Source organism: Burkholderia sp. SIMBA_062 (assembly GCF_046534765.1).
GTDB classification, from domain to species: Bacteria; Pseudomonadota; Gammaproteobacteria; order Burkholderiales; family Burkholderiaceae; genus Burkholderia; species Burkholderia ambifaria.
The window spans coordinates 95,030-116,057 of the sequence record NZ_JAWRYD010000003.1 but is presented as its reverse complement, the minus strand read 5'-3'; the positions used below and the strand labels follow the sequence as shown (position 1 = coordinate 116,057).

Below are 21,028 nucleotides of genomic sequence, written 5' to 3'. Positions count from 1 at the left end.
TGTTTACATATGGAACGCACATGCGAATGCCCGAAATCGCGCGTAGGGCAAGAAGTGAGAAGCGCCGTTTGGCCGCGCCAAACAAGCGACGAGCGACGCCGCCATACGGGCGATTTCGGGCATTCCCCTGGAATGTCTTTTTAATTTGGGGTTGCCACGAGAACGGCCGCTCGCCGCGTTGCGCTCCTTGCGAATACGTCAGTATTCGCGGCGTCACGCGCCTCGCGAGCGGCCGTTCTCGTGGCAACGCATGCGCGTTCCATATGTAAACAGACCCTATGCTATGTCCAGAATTCGTCTTGATCTCGTTGTCTTCATCGCCGGCCTGCTCGCAGTCTGCTGGATCGGCGTCGGCTATGTCGCGTCGAACCCGCTCGCCACAGCCGTCACGCTGCTGATCGGCGCGTGCTACGTCGCCGGTGCGTGGGAACTGCTGCGCTACCGGCAGGCGACCGCCACGCTGTCGCGCGCGGTGGCCGGCCTGACCGAACCGCCGGCGACACTCGACACGTGGCTCGATACGCTGCACCCCGGCCTGCGCGGCGCGGTGCGTGCGCGGATCGAAGGCGCGCGCGTCGCGCTGCCGGGCCCGTCGCTGACGCCGTATCTCGTCGGCCTGCTGGTGTTGCTCGGCATGCTCGGCACGCTGCTCGGGATGGTCGTGACGCTGAAGGGCACGGGCGCTGCGCTCGAAAGCGCGACCGACCTCGACGCGATCCGTGCATCGCTGATCGCGCCGGTGAAGGGCCTCGGCTTCGCGTTCGGCACGTCGATCGCGGGTGTCGCGACGTCCGCGATGCTCGGCCTGCTGTCCGCGCTCGTGCGCCGCGAACGCGTCGACGCGGGCCAGCAGCTCGACGCGAAGATCGCGACCACGTTGCGCGTGCATTCGTCCGCGCACCAGCGCGACGAATCGTTCCGGCTGCTGCAGCGTCAGGCCGACGTGATGCCGGCGCTGGTCGACCGGCTGCAGACGATGATGACGACGCTCGAGGCGCGCAGCGTCGCGCTGCACGATCGCCAGATCGAAAGCCAGCAGGCGTTCTTCGATCGCACCGAGCGCGCGTATGCCGGTTTGGCGTCGAACGTCGGCGACGCGCTGAAGGAAAGTGCCGCCGAAAGCGCGCGCGTGGCCGGCGCCGCGCTGCAGCCGGTCGTCGCGGCGACGATGACGGGCCTCGCGCAGGAGATGGCCGCACTGCGCGACACCGTGACGGGCGCCGTGCAGCGTCAGCTCGACGGGCTGACGGACGGTTTCGAGAAGACGACTGAAAACGTGACGGCCGTATGGAACCGCGCGCTCGACGAGCAGCGCCGCACGGGCGACGCCGTCGCAACGCAGCTGCAGACGACGCTCGGCCAGTTCACCGACACCTTCGCGCAGCGTTCGACGGACCTGCTCGACGGCGTCGCGACGCGCCTCGAATCGACCGAAAGCCGGCTGTCGGATGCGTGGCGCGACGCGCTCGCGCGTCAGGAGCAGGTCGGCGAGACGCTGGCCGGCCAGCATGCGCAGGCGCTGGGCGACGCCGCCGCGACGTTCGAGCGGCATTCGGGCGCGGTGCTCGCCGCGATGCGCGAGTCGCATGCGGGGCTGCAAACGCAACTGGCCGCGCGCGACGAGGAACGCCTGTCGGCATGGAATGCTTCGCTGACCGCGATGGCGACGAAGCTCGGCGACGAATGGCAGCGCGCGGGCGCGCACAGCGCGGGCCGTCAGCAGGAAATCTGCGACGCGCTTGCGCAAACGACGCGCGATCTGACCGCGCAAGCGACGACGTTCGAACAACGCTCGAACGAGCTGCTGTCGACGATCCGCGATTCGCACTCGGGCCTGCAAACGCAACTGGCTGCGCGCGACGAAGAACGTCTGGCGACGTGGAATGCATCGCTCACGGCGATGGCGACGAAGCTCGGCGACGAATGGCAGCGCGCGGGTGTGCACAGCGCGGGCCGTCAGCAGGAAATCTGCGACGCGCTTGCGCAAACGACGCGCGATCTGACCGCGCAAGCGGCGACGTTCGAACAACGCTCGAACGACCTGCTGTCGACGATCCGCGAATCGCACACGGGACTGCAAACGCAACTGGCTTCCCGTGACGAGGAACGTCTCGCGACGTGGAATGCTTCGCTCACGGCGATGGCGACGAAGCTCGGCGACGAATGGCAGCGCGCGGGCGTGCACAGCGCGGGCCGTCAGCAGGAAATCTGCGACGCGCTTGCGCAAACGACGCGCGATCTCACCACTCAGGCGGCGACGTTCGAACAACGCTCGAGCGATCTGCTGTCGACGATCCGCGATTCGCACACGGCCCTGCAAACGCAACTGGCCGCGCGCGACGAAGAACGCCTGTCCGCCTGGAACGACTCGCTCGCCGCGATGGCCGCCGCGCTGCGCGACGAATGGGCGCGCACGAGCGAACAGGCCGCGACGCGCCAGCAGGACATCTGCGATACGCTGACCCGCACCGCGAACGACATCACCGCGCAGGCGCAGGTGCACGCGAGCGACACGATCAACGAGATCTCGCGCCTCGTGCAGGCCGCGTCGGAAGCGCCGAAGGCCGCGGCCGACGTCGTCGCCGAGCTGCGCCAGCGCCTGTCCGACAGCATGGTGCGCGACACCGCGATGCTCGAGGAGCGCAGCCGCCTGCTCGCGACGCTCGAAACGCTGCTCGGCGCGGTCAATCACGCGTCCACCGAACAGCGCACCGCGATCGACGCGCTCGTCAGCACGTCGTCCGACCTGCTCGATCGCGTCGGCGCACGCTTCAACGACACCGTCGATGCCGAAACGCGCAAGCTCGATGCGGTGGCCGCGCAGGTCACGGCGGGCGCCGTCGACGTCGCGAGCCTCGGCGATGCATTCGGTGCGGCCGTGCAGATCTTCGGCGAATCGAACGACAAGCTGCTGAACCACCTGCAGCGCATCGAGGCCGCGCTCGAGAAGTCGCTCGCGCGCAGCGACGAGCAGCTCGAGTACTACGTCGCGCAGGCGCGCGAGGTGATCGACCTGAGCATGATGTCGCAGAAGCAGATCGTCGAAGACCTGCAGCAGATCGCCGATCGGCGGGCATCGGTCGGAGCGTGACGCATGCATGACGAAATCGACGACGGCGCGCCTGCCGCGCCGGTGTGGCCCGCGTTCGCCGACCTGATGTCGGTGCTGCTCGGCGCGTTCGTGCTGATTCTCGTCGGCGTGATCGGCATGCAGTTGCAGCTCACGTCGAAGCTCGAGGAAGCCGTGCGTGCGCGCCAGCAGGAGGCGCAGCAGCGTAAGTCGCTCGAACAGGCGCTCGCCGGGCCGCTCGCGGCCGGCCGCGTGACGCTCGTGAACGGCCGCATCGGCATCAGCGGCGCCGTGCTGTTCGCGCTGAACTCCGACCAGCTGCAGCCCGAGGGCCGCGATCTGCTGAAGACGCTGGCCGGGCCGCTGGCCGCGTACCTGACGACGCGCGACGAGATCCTGATGGTCAGCGGCTTCGCCGACGACCAGCAGGTGCGCGCCGGCAACCGCCAGTTCGCGGACAACTGGGAGCTGTCGGCCAAGCGCGCGCTGACGGTCACGCGGGCGCTGATCGACGCCGGCGTGCCGGCGCGGTCGGTGTTCGCGGCCGCGTTTGGTTCCGAGCAGCCGGTCAGCTCGAATGCGGACGACGAAGGCCGCGCGAAGAACCGTCGCGTGGAGATCGCACCGGTGCCGCGCAAGTCCGCATCGAACGGAGGGAAGCCGAAGTGACGGACGACGCGACGCATGTGCGCGCGACGCTCGACGCGTGGCGCGAGCAGGGCGCCGACCGGCTCGATCCGGTGCGCTTTCATCGGCTCGACGCGCTCGAGAAGCGCGCGGCCGTGCTCGACGGCGACGCGCGCGCGTTGCTCGATGCGCGGCTCGCGACGCTGCTGGAAGGGTTTGCGGAAATCGTCGCGCGCGCCGGTGAAGCGGCAGGCGCGAGCGAGACGGCGCAAGCCGTTGCGCAGGCGCCTGCACGCGGTGCGCTCGGCGGGCTCGTCGAGCAGCTCGCGCGCGATGCGCAGGCCGACCGGCGCGGTGTCGATCCCGAGCTGATCGACTACTTCCGCACGATGTGGTCGAAGGTCCGGACCGAACAGCAGTATCGCCAGTCGCTCGATCAGGTGCCGCGCAACGCGGGGCCGCTCAATTCGAACAGCCTCGTGCATCGGTCGCTCGCGACGATGCGCGAGCTGTCGCCGGAATATCTGCAGCAATTCCTGTCGTATATCGATGCGCTGGCGTGGCTCGAGGATCTGGCAGGCGGCGGCGCGCAGCCGGAGAAGGAAGCGCCGCGCGCGAAGGCCGCGAAGCCGGCGAAACCGGCGACGAAACCGGCCAGGAAGACCACGCGCACCAAGGCGCGATAGCGCCTGCGGTTCGGCCGCGCCGATCGTTGTCTAGCGGCCCGGGGCCTGCGCGTCGATCGCCGCGTGCAGCGCGTGCAACGCATCGGTGAGCGCCGACGCGAACGGCGGATGCGCGGCGATGCCCGCCGCATCGAGCTGGCAGCCGAGGATCGGCAGTGCGATCGACGCGCGCTCGACGATGCACGCCGACATCACCGACAGCGTTTCCCGCAGCGCCGCGTCCGCATGCGTCGCGCGCGGCGACGCGTTCAATACCGCGACCGGCTTGTCCACGACGGCTTCGCATCCCACGACCCAGTCCAGCGCGTTCTTCATCACGCCCGTCACGCCGTGTGCGTATTCGGGGCTTGCGATCAGCACGCCGTCCGCGGCGTTCAGCCGGGCGATCAGATCGCGCACCGCGGCCGGCGACGGGTGTTCGGCATCGGGATTGAACAGCGGAAATTCGCCGAGACGATCGAAGCGCGTGATGCGCATTCCGCGCGGCGCGACGCGTGCCGCCGCATCCAGCAGCGCCGCGTTGTACGACTGCGCGCGCAGGCTGCCGCACAGCGCAACGATGTCGATGCGGCGTTCGGAATCGGTTCGCGGTTCGGTAGTCATCGAGGGACGTGTCAGTAGGTGGTTTGCGCGGCGGCGTCGCGCAGATGCGCCGGATTATCGCATCGCGGCGTGAGCGGCATGAGCGACCTGAGCGGCGCGACGCGCGTTGGCGGCGCCGTGCAGTTGGGCGAGTTCGCGTCCCTCCTGCTGAAATCTCGCGTCCTGTCGACACGTTGCGTCCGCGACGCCCGTCATCCCGGTTGCCCGCGCCAGCTCACCGAGCGTCCACCCGTTGCCGAGCAACAGCCGGCGCGTATGCAGCGCGCCGTACACGTGGTCCGCGACGGCTTCGCCGAGATAACGCAGCGCGCGGCCTTCGACGTCGACGAAGCCGTGCCGGTAGTCGTGCGCGAGCGTGGTCCACAGCTGCGCCGCGCCGATCGACTGCCGGGCGCCGCTGATCAGGCACAGGCCCGCGTCGAGCGCCCAGCGATACAGCGTCGTCGCGAGGCCCTTGCGTTGCGCGGACCCGCGCAGCCGCGTATGCGGTGCGCGCAGGTAGCGGTCCGCGCGGCGCGGGAGTTCGGGCAACCGGTTGAAGATCGTGTAGCCGGCGAGCTGCCGGGCCGACGGATCCTCGACGTAGAGGAAGTATTCGCCGTCCGCCTCGCGGTGGCGGACGATCAGGCCCGAGCGGCCGAGCGCGACGGCCGGCAGGCCGTGCAGGCGATGGCCCGGCTGGTGCAGACGCGCATGGAGTATGTCGAGTTCATCGTCGATGTCGTGCTGGGAATGCTGTACGTCGATACGCATGGCAAAAGGCGCCCGTCCCGGGCGCATCGAGAAAGGGGTTCATCGCAACGGGGAATGGACAGGGAAGCGGCCCCCGGGCTCGACGCGCGAGCCGGGGCCGCGAATCAGCTGGGGATGTGCTGGAAACCGGCGGCGATCGCGGCGACGCCCGCGATGCAGAGTGCGAACAGGATCAGGACTTTGTGGATCACGCCTCTCTCCTCATGAACGCGCGGCGCCGGAGGACGGCGATCCGCGGAGACGGTGACGGCGGGCAGGGCCCGCGCGGCCGTCGTGCGGGACGACGGTCGGGGGTCCGGCGACAGGCGCGCGGACGGTCAGCACCATACGCGACCGACACGGGGCGGGCAATCGGACGGCGGGAGAAAAGCGACGAAACGCGGGGAATCGGCGTGTTTCGCGACAATTGGTCGCAAGGGGCCGCGTGTGATGGCGATGCGTGAGCTTGCGCGTCGCCGTTCGACTTCAGGTGTTTCCGCTTGCGAACACGTGTGAAATCTCCTCCTTTTTTCGCACGCGTTCCGCCGGACCTTCCATACTCGGCGCGCTCATCGAACCGATGAGCGCGAGACCCCCTCACGCCGCCTGCCGCCCCCCGAACGCCTGCCTGACCCGCGCGAACAGCCCGTGCCGAGCGATCCATTCCGCATACGCACGATAGTCGGGATCCCGCATCAAATGCCGTTCTTCCGTCTTCGCCCGTGTGTAGTAGATCAGGTTGACCGCGACGAGCCCGGCGCAGTGCATGAGCCCGAGCTGCCAGCCGAGCGGCTCGACGAACGGCACCGACACCATCCAGTACGACAGGTTCTTCGTGATGTACGCCGGATGCTTCGTGAAGCGGTACGGGCCCGACGTGATGATCCCGCGGTTCGTGAGGTTCGAGAAACGCAGCCCGAACGAGATCGTCGACAGCGCGTAGGTCATCAGCAGCAGGATGATCACCGCGCCCCAGATCACGCGCAGCGTCGGCGCGGACAACAGCCAGTTGTCCCAGAACAGCGAGCCTTCGTAGCGGATGTAGTTGTTCGAGATCAGCGACCAGAACGGCTGGTAGCACATCAGCGCGGCGACCCAGCCGAGCGTGGTCGGCTCGACGGTGCGCACGTGGCTGTCGAGGATGCGGAACGTGCACAGGTAGCCGACGGTGCCGAACATCAGGTCCATCGTGAACGACAGGTCGTACAGGAATACGAAGGTCGCGAGCGTCATCGGCGCGTGCATCGCGTTCGCGAGCGATGCGCTCAGGTGATCGGCGTCCTTCGACAGGTAGACGGTCATCAGCGGCAGGAAGAACGCCTTCACGCCCCAGCCGGCGAGCATCTCGCGCACGGGCCGCCAGCTCGCGGGCTTCTCGCGGCGGAACAGGAAGCGGCCCCACAGCAGGTACGCGTCGTCGGTCTCGCGCTGGTGGCGATCCATCCACGCGAAGTAGAACGGCGCGGCGACGATCACGTAGGGCGCGAGCGAGCGCAGCAGCGACCAGAACGGCAGGTAGAACGCGCCGTGATATTCGGGCAGCAGCCAGTAGAGCAGGCCGATGCCGGCGTAGATCGACGTCAGCGCGCCTAGCCGCGTCGCGACGCGGGCGAGCCCGAGCGTACGCACGGCCTGCCGCGACAGTCCCGCGCTCGGGCGCAGGTAGACGCGCGAGATGAAGATTTCGTGCAGCGCGATCGTGCCGATGATCGCGAGGCTGGCGATGACCGCGCGTGTGGCCGCGTCGAGGCTCGGCTGGTAGCGGGTGATCCACAGCGCGAACAGGCCGGCCGCGATGCCGAGCAGGCCGGCGCGCAATGGGGTGGCAGAACGGGGCGGGCGGTCCTGGACCGCGGCGATGCCGCCGATGGTGGAATTCATGATCGAATCCTCGTCGGGATGAGGGCCGGCGCCCGCGCTTGGCGGGTGACGCCGGCCGTCGGCCGGGCATTGGATTGGTACGCGCCCGGCCATTGGCCTGTGGTTTTGATAGGTGAAGCGTTACTTCTTCGGGGTGGCGCCGAGCAGGCCGCCGAGCAGGTTCGTCACCGGCGCGAGCAGAGTGTTCGTGCCGCCCGCGGCACCGGTCGAGCTGCCGGTCAGGCCGGTCGTGACCGCGCTGCTGCCGGACGGCGTCGTCACCGTGCCGGCCGCGCCGCTCGGGCTGGCCGTGCCGAGCGCGCCCAACGCACCGGCCGGCGACGTCAGCGAACCCGTCAGCGTGCCGACGGGGCCGCTCGTCAGCGCACCGCCGAGGTTGCCCGTCAGGCCGCCGCCCGGCGTCGTGACCGTGCCGGTCAGGCTGGCGCCGAGCGGGGTCAGCGAGTTGACGAGGCCGGTGACCGGCGCAAGCAGACCGCCGACACCCGAGCCGCTGGTGCCGCTGGTGCCACTCGTTCCGCTGGTTCCGCTCGAGCCGAGGCCGCCGAGCGCACCCGTCACCGTGCCGAGCAGGCCGGTGATCGGCGCGAGCGGGCCGCCGCTGGTACCACTCGTGCCGCTCGTTCCGCTGGTGCCACCCGACCCGCTCGAACTGCTGCCGCCGCCGAGGCTGCCCGTCAGCGTACCGAGCAGACCGGTGATCGGGCCGAGCGGGTTGGTGCCGCTGCTGGAACTGCCGCTGGACAGCAGGCCGCCGGCCGACGCGACCGTGTTGCCGAGCTGGGACACGCTGCCGCCCGCGCTCGTGCCGACCGGGTTGCCGGTCGCGCTGCCGACTTGCGAACCGGCCAGGCCGAGGCCGCTGCCGAGCGTGCTCAGCAGGCCGCTGAGCGGGGCGCCGAGCAGGGTCGCGTTGCCGAGCGTCTGCGTGGCGCCCGGCGTCGTGACGCCGCCGGTCAGCGTGTTCGTGATCGGGTTGATCACGCTGCCGAGCTGCGTCTCGAGTTGCTGGACCGGCGCGGTGTTCAGCGCCGTGTTCAGCGCCGATGCGGTCGAGTTGACCGCGGTTCCGACCGTGTTGACCAGATCGCCGACCAGGGTCGTCGCCGGCGCGAGCGGCGACAGCGGTCCGCTGCCGAGGCTCGTCACGGCGTTGCCCAGGTTGTTGACCGCGCCGCCGGCGCCGGTCAGCAGGCCGGTGGTCGACGTGAGCGTCGGGCCGAGCGGGTTCGGCGACACGCCGATCGAGCCGAGGCCGGCCGCGACGCCGCTGCCGAGCGACTGCACGCCGTTGCCGAGGCTGGTGACCGCGTTGCCGATGCTGGTGGCCGTCGTCGGGCTCGTGCCGGGGACCTGCACGCCGCCGATCTGGGTACCGCCGTTCGCGACCGTCGTGCCAAGTCCCGTGACGAGCGTGCCGGTTTGCTGGAGGACGTTGCCGAGCGGGGTGACGGAGGTGCCGGAAGTACCGGACGTGCCGGAAGTACCCGATGTGCCGGAAGTGCCCGAGGTGCCGGAAGTGCCGGAAGTGCCGGACGTACCCGACGTGCCGGAAGTGCCCGAGGTGCCGGAAGTACCCGACGTACCAGAAGTGCCCGACGTACCGGAAGTACCCGAGGTACCGGACGTACCCGAAGTGCCGGAAGTGCCGGAAGTGCCGGAAGTGCCGGAAGTGCCGGAAGTGCCGGAAGTGCCGGAAGTGCCGGAAGTACCGGAAGTACCGGAAGTACCGGAAGTACCGGACGTGCCCGACGTACCGGAAGTGCCCGAAGTGCCCGAAGTGCCGGACGTACCCGACGTACCGGAGGTGCCCGAAGTGCCGGACGTACCCGACGTACCGGAGGTGCCCGAAGTGCCGGATGTACCCGACGTACCGGAAGTGCCCGACGTACCGGACGTACCCGAGGTACCGGAGGTGCCCGACGTACCGGAAGTCCCCGAAGTCCCCGAACTACCGCCTCCCGACGTTCCCGACGAGCCGCCACCGGAAGTGCCGGAACTACCGCCCCCGGACGTACCCGTCGAGGTGTTCCCGGATGCTCCCGAAGTCCCCGAAGTCCCGGACGTTCCCGACGTGCTCGGCTTGACCGACGGCGTGACCGGTCCGTCGACCGAGCCGCAGCCGTAGAGTGTGACGAGCGACAGGACGGCCAGCGATACCGTCGTTTTCTTGAAGTAATGGTGCATGGTGCCCTCGACATTGGAAGTTGTGTCCAGGGCCATTACTGCAAATTCCGCGCCATGGCATCTTTCGCGCGACGCACCGGCGCTTTGTTGCGGAAATCGGGAATATCGCCGCGATTTAAACGGAGGAATGGCGGTTTCGCGCGGCGGGCGCGACAGATGGGCTGAACGCGGTTGCCGTGATGTTCCCGTAAGGCGCCGTAACGCGCGGCGCGATGTTACGTAGCGTTCGTCCCGACGCTACGCGACGCGGGTGGTCGCGACCGGAACGCCGCCTCTTTGACGAAACGCCCGCGTGCCGCGAACATGACGCGAACCCGCCCGGCCGCGCGCGACGCCGAAGCGGCCGCGACTTCAGCGACTTCAGATAGGACACCGACATGAGCGAACAGGACAGGGAACAGGGCAAGGCACGCCGCACCGAAGTCATGGGCGACGCATTCGTCGAGCGCGCGATGCGCGATCTCGACGGATTTTCGCGTCCGCTGCAGAACTGGCTGAACGAGCACGCATGGGGCAGCACCTGGCAGCGCGGCGGCATCGATTTGAAGACGCGCAGCCTCTGCACGTGCGCGATGCTGGCGGCGCTCGGCCGCGGCACGGAGCTGAAGGGCCACGTGCGCGGCGCGCTCAACAACGGCGCGAGTCTCGTCGAGATCCGCGAGGTGCTGCTGCACAGCGCGCTGTACGCGGGCGCGCCGGCCGCGGTCGAAGCGTTCCGCAGCGCGCGCGAGGTGATCGCGGAACTCGGACTGTCGCTGCCCGACGACGAAGCGTGACCGACGCGCGGCGCCTGGCATCCGCCCCGCAGCACCGGGGCGCCGCAATCCTCCGCGCGACCGCCGCGTCAACCGGTGTCGCTCAATGCTCGACGTGCGCACCCTGCGCCGGCACGTCGACCGGCGCGGCGGCAACCTCGAGCAGCCAGTCCGCGGTCGCGTCCGGCATCGTGACCGGCAGCATGTGTCCGCCTTCGACGACCGTCAGCCGCACGCGCGCCGACTTGTTCGCCAGCGCCTCGCCGTGCACGCGCCAGTTCAGGATCGGATCGGCGCGGCCGTACAGCACGTCGACCGGCAGCGTGAGGTCCGCGTAACGTCGCTCCATCGCGGGCAGGTCGACGGGCGCCGACAGCAGGTCCGTCGCCGTCGCGTAGAACACATGCGGGCGCAGCCCGAGCAAACCGCCGCCCTTTACCGGGAAGTCGCGCGGCACGGCTTCCGGCGCGAACACCAGGTCGACGGCCTTGCGGCCGGTCAGGATCGTCAGCGGGACCGCGAAGGTCCACGACACGAAGCGGCGCACCAGCGGCGACGGCAGCATCAGCGGCTTGAACGGCGCCGGCGGTTCGGTCTGCTCGTGCGACAGCGGCGCGATCAGCGCGAGCCGGCTCACGCGCTCCGGATGATTGAGGCCGACGGCGAGCGCGATCGCGCCGCCGAGCGAGTGGCCGACGAGCACCGTCCGGTCGAGCTTCAGCGCGTCGAGGAACGCGGCGATCGTGCGGGCCTGCGCGAACACGTTCGCCTGCGAGCTGGCGCCGCGCAGCGAGCGGCCGGCGCCGGGCCGGTCGACGAGGATCACGCGATGGTGCTGCGCGAGCCGCGTGAGCGGCAGGTACGCGAAGTTGCGCCACTGTCCGGCGAGCCCATGCACGAACACGAGCGGCGGCCCGCTGCCGTACTCGACGTAGTGGACGCGATCGCCGCCGATGTCGACGAAGCGGCCTTCGGGCGGAAACGCGCGCGTCACGCGGCGCGCGATGAAGCCGGAAAACAGCGCGAGCGCGGCGAGCACCACGACGACGCCGAGCAGCACGTTCTGGATCAGATGAAGCGTATGGCTCATGTCGGCCTCAACGGGTTTCGAGTACGGGTTCGGCAACCGGCGCGGCGGCCGGGCCGGCTTTCGCGCGGCGTTCGAACTGCATCGCCGAATCGGCGAGTCCGCTGAACTTCAGCGACGCGAGATCGAGCACGTAGTTCTGGTGGAATTTCCAGGGCTTGCGGTGCCCCTGCCTCGGCAGGATGCCGGCCGCGCGCTGGATGTAGCCCGAGCTCAGGTTCACCGCCGGCACGTCGCCGAGGTCGCCGGCGCCGAGCCGCGGCACGCAGGTGTCGTAGCCGTTCGCACGCATGTGGTTGAGCAGCCGGCACACGTAGCGCGCGATCAGCTCGGCCTTCAGCGTCCAAGATGCGTTCGTGTAACCGAACGACGATGCGAGGTTCGGCACGTCGCTGTACATCATTCCTTTATAGGACACCGTCTGCGGCAAGTCGACCGCGCGGCCATCCACCGTGACGCGCGCGCCGCCCAGCATCTTCACCTTCAGCCCGGTCGCGGTGACGATCACGTCCGCGTCGAGCTGCTGGCCGCTCTTCAGCTTCAGGCCGGTCGGCGTGAAGCGCTCGATCTCGTCGGTGACGATCGATGCGCGGCCCGCGCGGATCGACTTGAACAGGTCGCCGTTCGGCACCAGGCATACGCGCTGGTCCCACGGCATGTAGCGCGGCGTCAGATGCTTCGCGACGTCGAAGTCGGGCCCGAGCTGCTTGCCGGCCGCGCGGATGATGAACCGCTTCGTCCGCTCGGGCTTGCGGCGCGACACGTTGTACAGGTACATCGTCAGCAGCACGTTCTTCACGCGCACGAGCCGGTGCGCGAGCCGCGACGGCAGCACGCGGCGCAGCGCGTTCGCGATCCTGTCGCGCGCGGGCAGCGACACGATGTAGGTCGGCGAGCGCTGCAGCATCGTCACGTGTTTTGCGTCGGTCGCCATCGACGGCACCAGCGTGACGGCCGTCGCGCCGCTGCCGATCACGACGACGCGCCGGTTCGCGTACGACAGGTCCCGCGGCCATTGCTGCGGGTGCACGATGCGGCCTTCGAACGATTCCATGCCGGCCCAGTCGGGCAGGTAGCCGCCGTCGTAGTCGTAATAGCCGCTGCACATGTAGAGGAAGCGGCACGTGTAGGCTAGCGTGTCGACCGTCCCGTCCCGCGTGCGCTCGATGCGCACCGTCCAGCGCGCGCGGTTCGAATCCCAGTCGGCCGCCACCACCTTCTGGCCGTAGCGAATCGTCTTGTCGATGCCGTACGCGCGTGCCGTGTCGCGGATGTAGTCGAGAATCGTCTGCCCGTCCGAGATCGCGTTGTCGCTGTGCCACGGGCGAAAGCTGTAGCCGAGCGTGAACATGTCGGAATCCGAACGGACGCCGGGATAGCGGAACAGGTCCCAGGTGCCGCCGATCGCATCGCGTGCCTCGACGATCGCGACGCTTGCATACGGGCAGCGCTTTTTCAGGTGATACGCGGCGCCGATGCCGGACAGGCCGGCGCCGACGATCAGCACGTCGAGGTCGCGGCTGTCGCCGCAGGCGCACGGCGCGTCGCGCGGGTCGGTCGTCGTCGCCCGGCCCATGCCCGAACCGGCGCCCGTGATCGCGGCAACCTTGCCGGAAAAACCCTTCATTCGTCGTTCCTCCCGTTCCGCTTGCACTACACTTGTGGCGTGCTTATTGTGGTGATATTCGTCACCACTTTAGTTTTCGGGTGTCCTGATGTCAAATAGCGAAATGGAGAAAGCACTCGAAACGGAAAAACGGGGGCGCGCATATGGCGGTGTCGCGCCCGAGGTGCGGGCCGCCGAGCGACGCGACGCGCTGATTCGCGCGGCGACGCGCGTGTTCGGCACCGTCGGCTTCCGCAAGGCGACCGTGCGGTCGATCTGCCGGGAAGCGAAGCTCAACGACCGCTATTTCTATGCAGCGTTCGACAGCACGGAGGATCTGCTGCGCTGCACCTACCTGCATCACGCGCAGCAACTGCACGACGCGGTCGCGCGGGCGGTGGCCGAGCGCGGCGGCGATCTGCGCGAGCGCGTCGACGCGGGGCTCGCCGCGTTCTTCGGGTTCCTGCGCGACCCGTGCGCGGCGCGCGTGCTGCTGCTCGAGGTGATGGGCGTGAGCGCGGATACCGACATGACCTACCAGCGGATGCTGATCGACTTCGGCAAGCTGATCATGGCGATCGGCGCGGCGCGCGAAGCCGGGACGCCCGCCGCGCGCACCGAACGCACCGAGCAACGGCTCGTCGGGCTCGCGCTGGTCGGCGCGATGACGAACGTCGGCGCCGCGTGGCTGCTCACCGAGTATCGCGATCCGGAGGCCCAGATGATCGCGAGTTGCAGGAAAGTGCTGCTCGGCACGTTGCGGGAAGCGGGGTAGCGCCTGGCGGCGCCCCAATGCAGGGGGCGAAGCCGACTGCGCGCATGTCGCGATTCGATTCGTGTTTCGCGTTGGCGAATGCTCGTGCGACCCATATCGATAATTATCGGGTGGGGTTCGATATCAACGGCGCGGGAAAATCCGCTGCCGCCGGCGCGGTTGCCGCGATCCGCGCCTTCATCGCATCGATGAACGCGCGCACCTTCCGCGACGGCAACCGCGTCGACGGATACACCGCATGAATCCCGGCCCGCGCCGAGCGCCATGCGGGCAGCAGCCGGACGAGCCGGCCGGCCGCGACGTCCTCCGCGATCGAGAAATCCGTCAGGAACCCGAAGCCGCCGCCCGCGAGCGCGATCGCGCGGCAGGCCGTCGCGGTGTTCGACACGACCGGCGCGGTGCAGCGCACCGACGCATGGCCGCCGCTCGTATCGTCGAGTTCGAGCGTATGCGGGCGTGACGGCGTCGACAGCATCACGAACGGCAGCGCGGCGAGCGCGTCCGGATCGCGCGGCAGGCCATGCCGTGCGACGAACGCGGGGCTCGCCACCACCCATTTCTCGTATTGACCGAGCTGCACCGCGCGATAGTTCGAATCCGCGAGGCGGCCGAGGCGGATCGCGACGTCAAGGTTGTCCGCGACGAGATCGACGACGCGGTCGTTCGCGATCTGTTCGACGTCGAGCCCCGGATGCGCATCGCGCAGCGCGACGATGGCCGGCGCGACGACCAGCGCGCCGTAGTCGATCGGCACGCTCACGCGCAGCGTGCCGCGCAACGGTCCCGCGTCGGACGACACCGCGTCGAGCGCGCTTTCGGTCGCGTGCACGATGTCGCGGCACGCGTCGTAGAACGCGCGCCCCGCGTCGGTCACGCTCAGCCGCCGCGTGGTGCGGACCAGCAGGTTCGCGCCGACTTCGGATTCGAGGCGCTGCATGTGCGTGCTGACGACCGTCTTCGCGAGGCCGAGCCGCTCGGCCGCGGCCGTCAGCGAGCCGGCATCGACCACGGCGACGAAGATCGCCAGCCGGTTCAGGTTCACGTCGCGCAGGTCGGCCATCGGTGATTGTCCTATGGGAAAGGATAATGTTTCGGCGATTATCCGCCTTCTGGATGTGAACGGCGAGCGCTACGCTGCGGGCTGGTCGTCGCCGATTCCCGGCGGCGCGAGATCCAGGAGCCTTTCCATGCCAGCCGCCAGCAAGCCCGTCCGTCCGGTTCGTGTCTATTCGTTCCCGCTGTCCGGGCATGCGCACCGCATCCGGCTGTTCCTGTCGCTGCTCGGGCTGCCGTCCGACATCGTCGACGTCGACCTCGCGGCCGGCGCGCAGCGCGAACCCGCGTTCCTCGCACTCAATCCGCTCGGCCAGGTGCCGGTGATCGACGACGACGGCACCGTGCTCGCCGATTCGAACGCGATCCTCGTCTATCTCGCGAAGCGCTACGGCGACGCGCACTGGCTGCCCGACGATGCGGCAGGCGCGGCGACCGTCCAGCGCTGGCTGTCGTACGCGGCCGGGCCGATCGCATCGGGGCCGGCGGCCGCGCGGCTCGTCACCGTGTTCAACGCGCCGCTCGATCACGACGCGGCTAAGCGCACCGCCGCGAAGATACTCGCCGTGATCGACGGCGAGCTCGCCGGCAAGCCGTTCGCCGCGGGCGCGCAGCCGACGATCGCCGACATCGCCGCCTACACGTACATCGCGCACGCGCCGGAAGGCGGCGTGTCGCTCGAACCGTATCCGCACGTGCGGGCGTGGCTCGCGCGCGTCGAGGCGCTGCCGGGCTTCGTCGGCATGCCGGCGACCCGTGCCGGCCTGCTCGCCGCCTGACGCGAAGCGCCACGACACGTCTTTAACGGGAGAAACGCGATGACTGCACCGACCGCCGCCGTACCGGGCTGGGAACTCGACGTTGCGCCTTTTCATGCGGGCGAGCTCGCCGTGCAGCAGCGCGCGGGCGTGACGGAAGCCGCGCGCGCGGCAGGCCGGCGCGGGATCCGGCGCTTCATGCCGGACCAGCACCGGACGTTTTTTGCGCAGCTGCCGTTCTTCGTGCTCGGCGGCGTCGACGCGCACGGCCAGCCGTGGGCCACGCTGCGGGTCGGGATGCCCGGCTTCGTGACGGCGCCGGACGCGCGCACGCTGCACATCGGCGGCGATGCGCTGCCCGGCGATCCGCTGGCCGGTGCATGGCAGCCGGGTGCGCCGCTCGGCGGGCTCGGCATCGAGTTCGACACGCGCCGGCGCAATCGCGTGAACGGCGTCGTGCGTGCGGTCGACGGCGGTGCGCTGACGATCGCGGTCGAGCAGAGCTTCGGCAACTGCGCGAAGTACATCCAGGGCCGCAAACCCACGTTCGTGGCGCGGGAAGGCGCTGCGGCCGGCGAGGCCGACGTGTCGGATCGGTTGAGCGACGCGGATCGCGCGCTGCTCGCACAGGCCGATACGTTCTTTGTCGCGAGTGCGAACACGTCGGCCGGTGCGGGCGCCGCGCGCGGCGCGGACGTGTCGCATCGCGGCGGCATGCCGGGCTTCGTGCGCGTCGACGACGCGCGCACGCTGACGACGCCCGATTTCAGCGGCAACCGCTTCTTCAACACGCTCGGCAATCTGCAACTCGATCCGCGCGCGGGACTGCTGTTCATCGACTTCGACAGCGGCGACGTGCTGTATGTCGCCGCGCGGGCGGAGATCGTGTGGGACGGGCCGCTCGTCGCGTCGTTCGACGGCGCGCAGCGGGTCGTGCGGTTTCATGTGCGCGAAGTGCGGCGCACGCGGGGCGTGTTGCCGTTCCGGTGGTCGGCGCTCGAGCGGGCGCCACAGTTTGCGGCGATGGCCGACGGCTCGGCGCTCGCGGGTGCGCAGGCGGCTTCGGTGTCCGCATCCGCATCGCCCTCCAACTGGCGCTCGCTGCGCATCGCGAAGATCGTCGACGAAGCGCGCGCGATCCGGTCGTTTCATTTCGAACCGGAGGACGGCGGCGCGTTGCCGGCCCATGAAGCCGGGCAGCATCTGACGCTGCGCATCGTGCTGCCGGACAGCGAGGCGCCCGCGATCCGCAGCTACACGCTCTCCGATGCACCCGGCGCACCGCATTACCGGATCACCGTGAAGCGCGAAGGACGCGTGTCGGCATGGTTGCACGACCACGCACATGCGGGGATGACGCTCGATGCGCAAATGCCGCGCGGCCGCTTCACCTTCGACGTCGCGAGCCCGCGTCCGGCCGTGCTGGTGTCGGCCGGCATCGGCATCACGCCGATGTTCGCGATGCTGCGGCGCGCGCTGGCGGACGACACGCCGTCGCGCCGCGTCGTGTTTGTGCACGGCGCGCGCGATACGGCCGATCGGCCGTTCGCGGCGGAGCTGACGCGCATCGCGGACGCCGACGCACGCGTGGCGCTGCACTGGTTCGACAGCCGGCCGCAGCGCGATGGCGCGGCGCGGCCGGGCCGCATCGACGTCGCGCAACTGAAGCGCATCCTGCCGTTCGACGACTACGATTTCTACCTGTGCGGGCCGTCCGCGTTCATGCGCGATCTGTACGACGGACTGCGTGCGCTGAACGTGCCGGACGAGCGGATCCGCTTCGAGGCATTCGGGCCGTCGAGTGTCGTGCGCAGTGCGACCCGCGCGGCGGGAGCGCCGTCGGTGGGGAGCGTGCCCGTCGTGTTCCGCCGTTCCGCACGCGACGCCGCGTGGACGCCCGCCGACGGCACGCTGCTCGAATTCGCGGAAGGTCACGGCGTGGCGGTGCCGTCCGAATGCCGGTCGGGGTCGTGCGGCACGTGTGCGATGCGCGTGCTGTCCGGGGCGGTCGATTATGTGCAGTCGCACGATGCACCGGTCGAGCCCGGCTGCGCGCTGCTGTGCGTCGCGCAGCCTGCCGAAGGGGCCGCGGAGCCGCTCGTGCTCGACCGCTGAAGTATGTGCGGCATGCGGTCGCACAGCGCGTGCTGCGCAAAAAACGCTCGCAACTGCTTCTTTTTCAGGAGGCCTGTCGGATCGACGATAGCGTCAACCGATAGAGGAAAGGAGCAACATCGTGAAACTGTTCAGCATGATCCGCCTGGTTCTGTGGAGTTTCTTCGGCGTACGCAACAGCAAGGCGCACGCGTCCGATCTCGCGAACGTCAACTTCACGCTGCTGCCGTTCGTCGCGATCGCGCTCGCGGTGCTGGTCGGCGCGGTGATCTACGGCGTCGTCCATCTGGTCGTCGATCCGACGGTGACGATGCAGGGGTTCTGAGCGCTCGCCGAACCACGCGGGCTGCCATTCCCGCGCTCCCCCTCCCGCCTTCCGTTTCGGCCGATTCTCCGGCCTTCAGCCCGCCCGGGGTAAAATGCGCGCCACGCCGCGATGTCGCGTGCGACGGGCATTCCGCCGTTCCGACGAACGGCGTACGCAAATACCCGGCGCTCGCACCGGGGCGTTCGAAGCGTCCCCTGCATGACCTGACCAGCGACGCAGCCGACCGGCCGACAACGCACCCGATCCGCGGATCGGCGGCCGCGTCGGCGCCTGGCGCGTCACCGGTATCCGATGTCCCATCCCGCGCATTCCCGATCGCTCGGCACGCATGCGGCCGGATCGTCAGATTCGTCCGATGAACGTCGTGCCGACGGTCGTGCCCCGCGGCTCGCCGGGACCGTCGCGGGGTCATGCAGCGAGGCTGCGCTTCGCGGCTGCATAACGTGTTTCGACAGGGTCGAGTGGCGAGTTTTCCATCCAGAACAATGACGGTGAATAGAACAACAGCGTCGCCCGCACGGCGGCGGCGCGCGAAGGTCGGCCTTGGCGTCGGTGTCGGCATCACGCTTTTCGCGGCGCAGGCCGCCGCGGCACAGGGCGACGCGCCGGCTCCCGAAGCCGATGCGGCCGCCAGCGCGACGCTGCCGGCGATCGCGGTCAGCGGCGAGCGCGGCGGCGCGTTTCGCGCGCGCGAAGCGTCGGTCGCGGGGCTCGACGACGCGCCGCTGCGCGACACGCCGGCCTCCGTCAGCGTCGTCACGCGCGCGCAGCTCGACGACCAGCAGGCCAAGCGCCTGAGCGACGTGGTGCGCAACGATGCGTCGGTCGTCAACGACTACGCGCCCGTCGGCTACTTCGAGGGCTTCGCGATTCGCGGCTTCCCGGTGGATCTCGCGAGCGCGATCCGGATCGACGGGCTGACGGTATCCGGCGAACAGAACGTGCCGCTCGAGAACAAGGAGCGCGTCGAGATCCTGAAGGGGCTGGCCGGCATCGACAGCGGCGTGGTCGCGCCGGGCGGCGTGATCAACTTCGTGACGAAGCGCTCGGCGAACGTCGCGAGCGTGACGACCGGCGTCGACAGCCGCGGCTCGACGTCGGCAGCCGTCGATCTCGGCCGCCGCTTCGGCCCCGACCACCAGTTCGGGTTCCGGATCAATGCCGCGAAGGAGAACATGCACTCGTACATCGATGGCACGAACGGACGGCGCACGTTCGGCTCGATCGCCGCCGACTGGGACATCAGCCCACGCGCGAGCCTGCAGTTCAACGCGGAATTCCAGCAGTGGATTCAGCGTTCCGCACCCGGTTATCAGCTGCTCGGCGGCACCGTCGTGCCGTCCGTCAACACGACGTCCAAGGCGCTCGGCACGCAGCCGTGGGCGAAGCCGGTGACCACCGACGCGCTGAACCTGAACGCGCGCTTCGACTACCGGTTCAACGACGACTGGAACGCCTACATCGCCGCGGGCCGCAGCCGCACGATGATCGACGACAACAGCGCGTTCGCGTACGGCTGCTATTACGCGCCGAGCTGCGCGGCCGGCGCGACGTCGCCGTTCTTCTTCGGCGCGAATGGCGACTACGACGTGTACGACTTCCGCAGCCCCGGCGAATACCGCCGCAACGACGACCTGCGCGCGGTGACGACGGGCAAGTTCGCGACGGGCCCGCTACGCCACGAGCTGACGCTCGGCGTGAGCGTGCAGCGCCGCGTCGTGCACATGGCGAACGCCGTGTACGACTACGTCGGCAGCGAGAACATTGACGGGCCCGACGTCGCGTTCGCGCCGTCGCCGAACACGGCCGGGCCGTCGTATCCGCAGCTCGATTCCTGGCAGTACGGCGTGTTCGGGCTCGACCGCATCAGCATCGGCGAGCACTGGCAGGTGCTCGCGGGCGGCAAGGAAGTGCTGCTGCGCCAGCGCAGCTGGGCCAGCCTCGACGGCGACGCGACGCACACCGACCGCTCGGTGTTCCTGCCGCAGGTCGCGCTCGTCTACAAGCCGGTGAACGTGCTGTCGCTGTACGCGTCGTACAGCAAGGCGTTGTCGCTCGGTGATCAGGCGCCGGTGCGCGCGACCAACGCGTATGCGTTCCTGCCGCCGGTCGAATCGCACCAGTTCGAGCTCGGCGCGAAATACGACTGGCTCGACCGGCTCAGCCTGACGGCCGCCGTATTCTCGATCAGCAAGCCGTTCCAGTTCGCCGACCCCGATGCGTCCGGCACGAGCTACACCTTCGTGCAGCGCGGCACGCAGCGCCACCAGGGGCTCGAGCTCGGCGCGGCCGGGCGGCTCACCGAGCGGCTGTCGCTGACGGCCAGCGTCGCGGCGATTCGCGCGCGCGCGTACGATTCGGGTTCGCCGGCGTACGAAGGGCACCAGATCATCAACGTGCCGGCGCTGCGCGCGTCGCTGTACGCGGATTACGCGGTGCCGGGCGTCGCGGGCCTGAACATGCTGGGCGGCGTCGAGTACAGCGCGGGTCGCAACGCGAACGAAGAGGGCACCGCGCGCGTGCCGTCGTGGTTCGTGTTCAATCTCGGCGCGCGCTATACGACGAGGATCGGCGGCCATCGAACGGTGCTGCGCGTATCGGTGGACAACCTGTTCAACAAGTTCTACTGGCGCGACGCGGGCGAGCAGCAGGGCGACGCGTACCTGTTCCCGGGCGCGCCGCGCACCGCGCGTGTGTCGCTGACCTATGATTTCTGATCGACCGGATCCGGCCGCGTGACACGCGGCCCCGGCAGCTAACCAGGA

Annotated in this window: 16 protein-coding genes; 9 read left to right on the top strand and 7 right to left on the bottom strand. The window is 69.4% G+C overall.

Annotated features, from left to right (window positions below; genetic code table 11):
• Window positions 1–283: 283 nt before the first annotated feature.
• From SB786_RS03875 to SB786_RS03865, 3 genes are read left to right on the top strand one after another with little or no spacing between them, the layout of a single operon-like run.
• On the top strand, window positions 284–3,091 hold the full coding sequence (locus SB786_RS03875; RefSeq protein ID WP_410726275.1) for a DUF802 domain-containing protein: 2,808 nt from the start codon (window positions 284–286) through the stop codon (window positions 3,089–3,091).
• Between the two features lie 3 nt (window positions 3,092–3,094).
• Window positions 3,095–3,739 carry an OmpA family protein gene (locus SB786_RS03870; protein WP_006759533.1) on the top strand — a complete coding sequence of 215 codons (645 nt, stop codon included), beginning with the start codon at window positions 3,095–3,097 and terminating at the stop codon, window positions 3,737–3,739.
• Window positions 3,736–4,383 (top strand): DUF2894 domain-containing protein, encoded by a 648-nt coding sequence (locus SB786_RS03865; protein WP_410726274.1) that lies wholly within the window; start codon window positions 3,736–3,738, stop codon window positions 4,381–4,383. The genes SB786_RS03870 and SB786_RS03865 overlap by 4 nt, the downstream gene beginning before the upstream one ends.
• A 30-nt stretch (window positions 4,384–4,413) precedes the next feature.
• Here the strand turns inward: SB786_RS03865 and SB786_RS03860 are convergent, their stop codons facing one another.
• From SB786_RS03860 to SB786_RS03845, 4 genes are all read right to left on the bottom strand, one after another.
• Entirely contained in the window at window positions 4,414–4,986 is a 573-nt protein-coding gene (locus tag SB786_RS03860) for an NADPH-dependent FMN reductase (RefSeq protein WP_410726273.1), read from the bottom strand.
• A 54-nt stretch (window positions 4,987–5,040) separates the two neighbouring features.
• Window positions 5,041–5,739 carry a histone acetyltransferase gene (locus SB786_RS03855; RefSeq protein ID WP_410726272.1) on the bottom strand — a complete coding sequence of 233 codons (699 nt, stop codon included), beginning with the start codon at window positions 5,737–5,739 and terminating at the stop codon, window positions 5,041–5,043.
• A gap of 576 nt (window positions 5,740–6,315) precedes the next feature.
• Entirely contained in the window at window positions 6,316–7,599 is a 1,284-nt protein-coding gene (locus tag SB786_RS03850; protein WP_410726271.1) for an isoprenylcysteine carboxylmethyltransferase family protein, read from the bottom strand.
• 120 nt (window positions 7,600–7,719) lie between these two features.
• Window positions 7,720–9,786, bottom strand: a complete 2,067-nt coding sequence (locus tag SB786_RS03845; protein ID WP_410726455.1) for a collagen-like triple helix repeat-containing protein — start codon at window positions 9,784–9,786, stop codon at window positions 7,720–7,722.
• A gap of 377 nt (window positions 9,787–10,163) precedes the next feature.
• Between SB786_RS03845 and SB786_RS03840 the strand changes: the two genes are divergently transcribed.
• Window positions 10,164–10,562, top strand: coding sequence for a carboxymuconolactone decarboxylase family protein (locus SB786_RS03840; RefSeq protein ID WP_410726270.1), 399 nt, complete (start codon window positions 10,164–10,166; stop codon window positions 10,560–10,562).
• A gap of 82 nt (window positions 10,563–10,644) precedes the next feature.
• On the opposite strand, the gene SB786_RS03835 is transcribed toward SB786_RS03840, so the two are convergent.
• Window positions 10,645–11,631 carry an alpha/beta fold hydrolase gene (locus tag SB786_RS03835; RefSeq protein WP_410726269.1) on the bottom strand — a complete coding sequence of 329 codons (987 nt, stop codon included), beginning with the start codon at window positions 11,629–11,631 and terminating at the stop codon, window positions 10,645–10,647.
• Window positions 11,632–11,638: 7 nt separating this feature from the next.
• Window positions 11,639–13,204, bottom strand: a complete 1,566-nt coding sequence (locus SB786_RS03830) for a flavin-containing monooxygenase (RefSeq protein WP_410726454.1) — start codon at window positions 13,202–13,204, stop codon at window positions 11,639–11,641.
• Window positions 13,205–13,343: 139 nt separating this feature from the next.
• Here SB786_RS03830 and SB786_RS03825 point away from each other — a divergent pair, with 139 nt between their 5' ends.
• Window positions 13,344–14,009: a TetR/AcrR family transcriptional regulator gene (locus SB786_RS03825; RefSeq protein WP_410726268.1), complete on the top strand. Its 666-nt coding sequence runs from the start codon at window positions 13,344–13,346 to the stop codon at window positions 14,007–14,009.
• 103 nt (window positions 14,010–14,112) lie between these two features.
• Here the strand turns inward: SB786_RS03825 and SB786_RS03820 are convergent, their stop codons facing one another.
• The gene (locus SB786_RS03820; RefSeq protein ID WP_410726267.1) at window positions 14,113–15,069 is read right to left on the bottom strand and encodes a LysR family transcriptional regulator; all 957 of its coding nucleotides are present in this window, start codon (window positions 15,067–15,069) and stop codon (window positions 14,113–14,115) included.
• 127 nt (window positions 15,070–15,196) lie between these two features.
• Between SB786_RS03820 and SB786_RS03815 the strand changes: the two genes are divergently transcribed.
• From SB786_RS03815 to SB786_RS03800, 4 genes are all read left to right on the top strand, one after another.
• Window positions 15,197–15,841, top strand: coding sequence for a glutathione S-transferase family protein (locus SB786_RS03815; protein ID WP_410726266.1), 645 nt, complete (start codon window positions 15,197–15,199; stop codon window positions 15,839–15,841).
• 39 nt (window positions 15,842–15,880) lie between these two features.
• On the top strand, window positions 15,881–17,935 hold the full coding sequence (locus SB786_RS03810; protein ID WP_410726265.1) for a pyridoxamine 5'-phosphate oxidase family protein: 2,055 nt from the start codon (window positions 15,881–15,883) through the stop codon (window positions 17,933–17,935).
• Window positions 17,936–18,056: 121 nt separating this feature from the next.
• Window positions 18,057–18,260, top strand: a complete 204-nt coding sequence (locus SB786_RS03805; protein WP_410726264.1) for a DUF2970 domain-containing protein — start codon at window positions 18,057–18,059, stop codon at window positions 18,258–18,260.
• A 488-nt stretch (window positions 18,261–18,748) separates the two neighbouring features.
• Window positions 18,749–20,980, top strand: a complete 2,232-nt coding sequence (locus tag SB786_RS03800; RefSeq protein ID WP_410726263.1) for a TonB-dependent siderophore receptor — start codon at window positions 18,749–18,751, stop codon at window positions 20,978–20,980.
• Window positions 20,981–21,028: the final 48 nt, after the last annotated feature.

What these genes read in the sequence shown, in the direction of transcription:
- SB786_RS03875 (WP_410726275.1), top strand. Translation starts at nt 284, where the DNA reads ATGTCCAGAATTCGTCTTGATCTCGTTGTCTTCATCGCCGGCCTGCTC.
- SB786_RS03870 (WP_006759533.1), top strand. Translation starts at nt 3,095, where the DNA reads ATGCATGACGAAATCGACGACGGCGCGCCTGCCGCGCCGGTGTGGCCC.
- SB786_RS03860 (WP_410726273.1), bottom strand. Translation starts at nt 4,986, where the DNA reads ATGACTACCGAACCGCGAACCGATTCCGAACGCCGCATCGACATCGTT.
- SB786_RS03855 (WP_410726272.1), bottom strand. Translation starts at nt 5,739, where the DNA reads ATGCGTATCGACGTACAGCATTCCCAGCACGACATCGACGATGAACTC.
- SB786_RS03850 (WP_410726271.1), bottom strand. Translation starts at nt 7,599, where the DNA reads ATGAATTCCACCATCGGCGGCATCGCCGCGGTCCAGGACCGCCCGCCC.
- SB786_RS03845 (WP_410726455.1), bottom strand. Translation starts at nt 9,786, where the DNA reads ATGCACCATTACTTCAAGAAAACGACGGTATCGCTGGCCGTCCTGTCG.
- SB786_RS03840 (WP_410726270.1), top strand. Translation starts at nt 10,164, where the DNA reads ATGAGCGAACAGGACAGGGAACAGGGCAAGGCACGCCGCACCGAAGTC.
- SB786_RS03835 (WP_410726269.1), bottom strand. Translation starts at nt 11,631, where the DNA reads ATGAGCCATACGCTTCATCTGATCCAGAACGTGCTGCTCGGCGTCGTC.
- SB786_RS03830 (WP_410726454.1), bottom strand. Translation starts at nt 13,204, where the DNA reads ATGGGCCGGGCGACGACGACCGACCCGCGCGACGCGCCGTGCGCCTGC.
- SB786_RS03825 (WP_410726268.1), top strand. Translation starts at nt 13,344, where the DNA reads ATGTCAAATAGCGAAATGGAGAAAGCACTCGAAACGGAAAAACGGGGG.
- SB786_RS03820 (WP_410726267.1), bottom strand. Translation starts at nt 15,069, where the DNA reads ATGGCCGACCTGCGCGACGTGAACCTGAACCGGCTGGCGATCTTCGTC.
- SB786_RS03815 (WP_410726266.1), top strand. Translation starts at nt 15,197, where the DNA reads ATGCCAGCCGCCAGCAAGCCCGTCCGTCCGGTTCGTGTCTATTCGTTC.
- SB786_RS03810 (WP_410726265.1), top strand. Translation starts at nt 15,881, where the DNA reads ATGACTGCACCGACCGCCGCCGTACCGGGCTGGGAACTCGACGTTGCG.
- SB786_RS03800 (WP_410726263.1), top strand. Translation starts at nt 18,749, where the DNA reads ATGACGGTGAATAGAACAACAGCGTCGCCCGCACGGCGGCGGCGCGCG.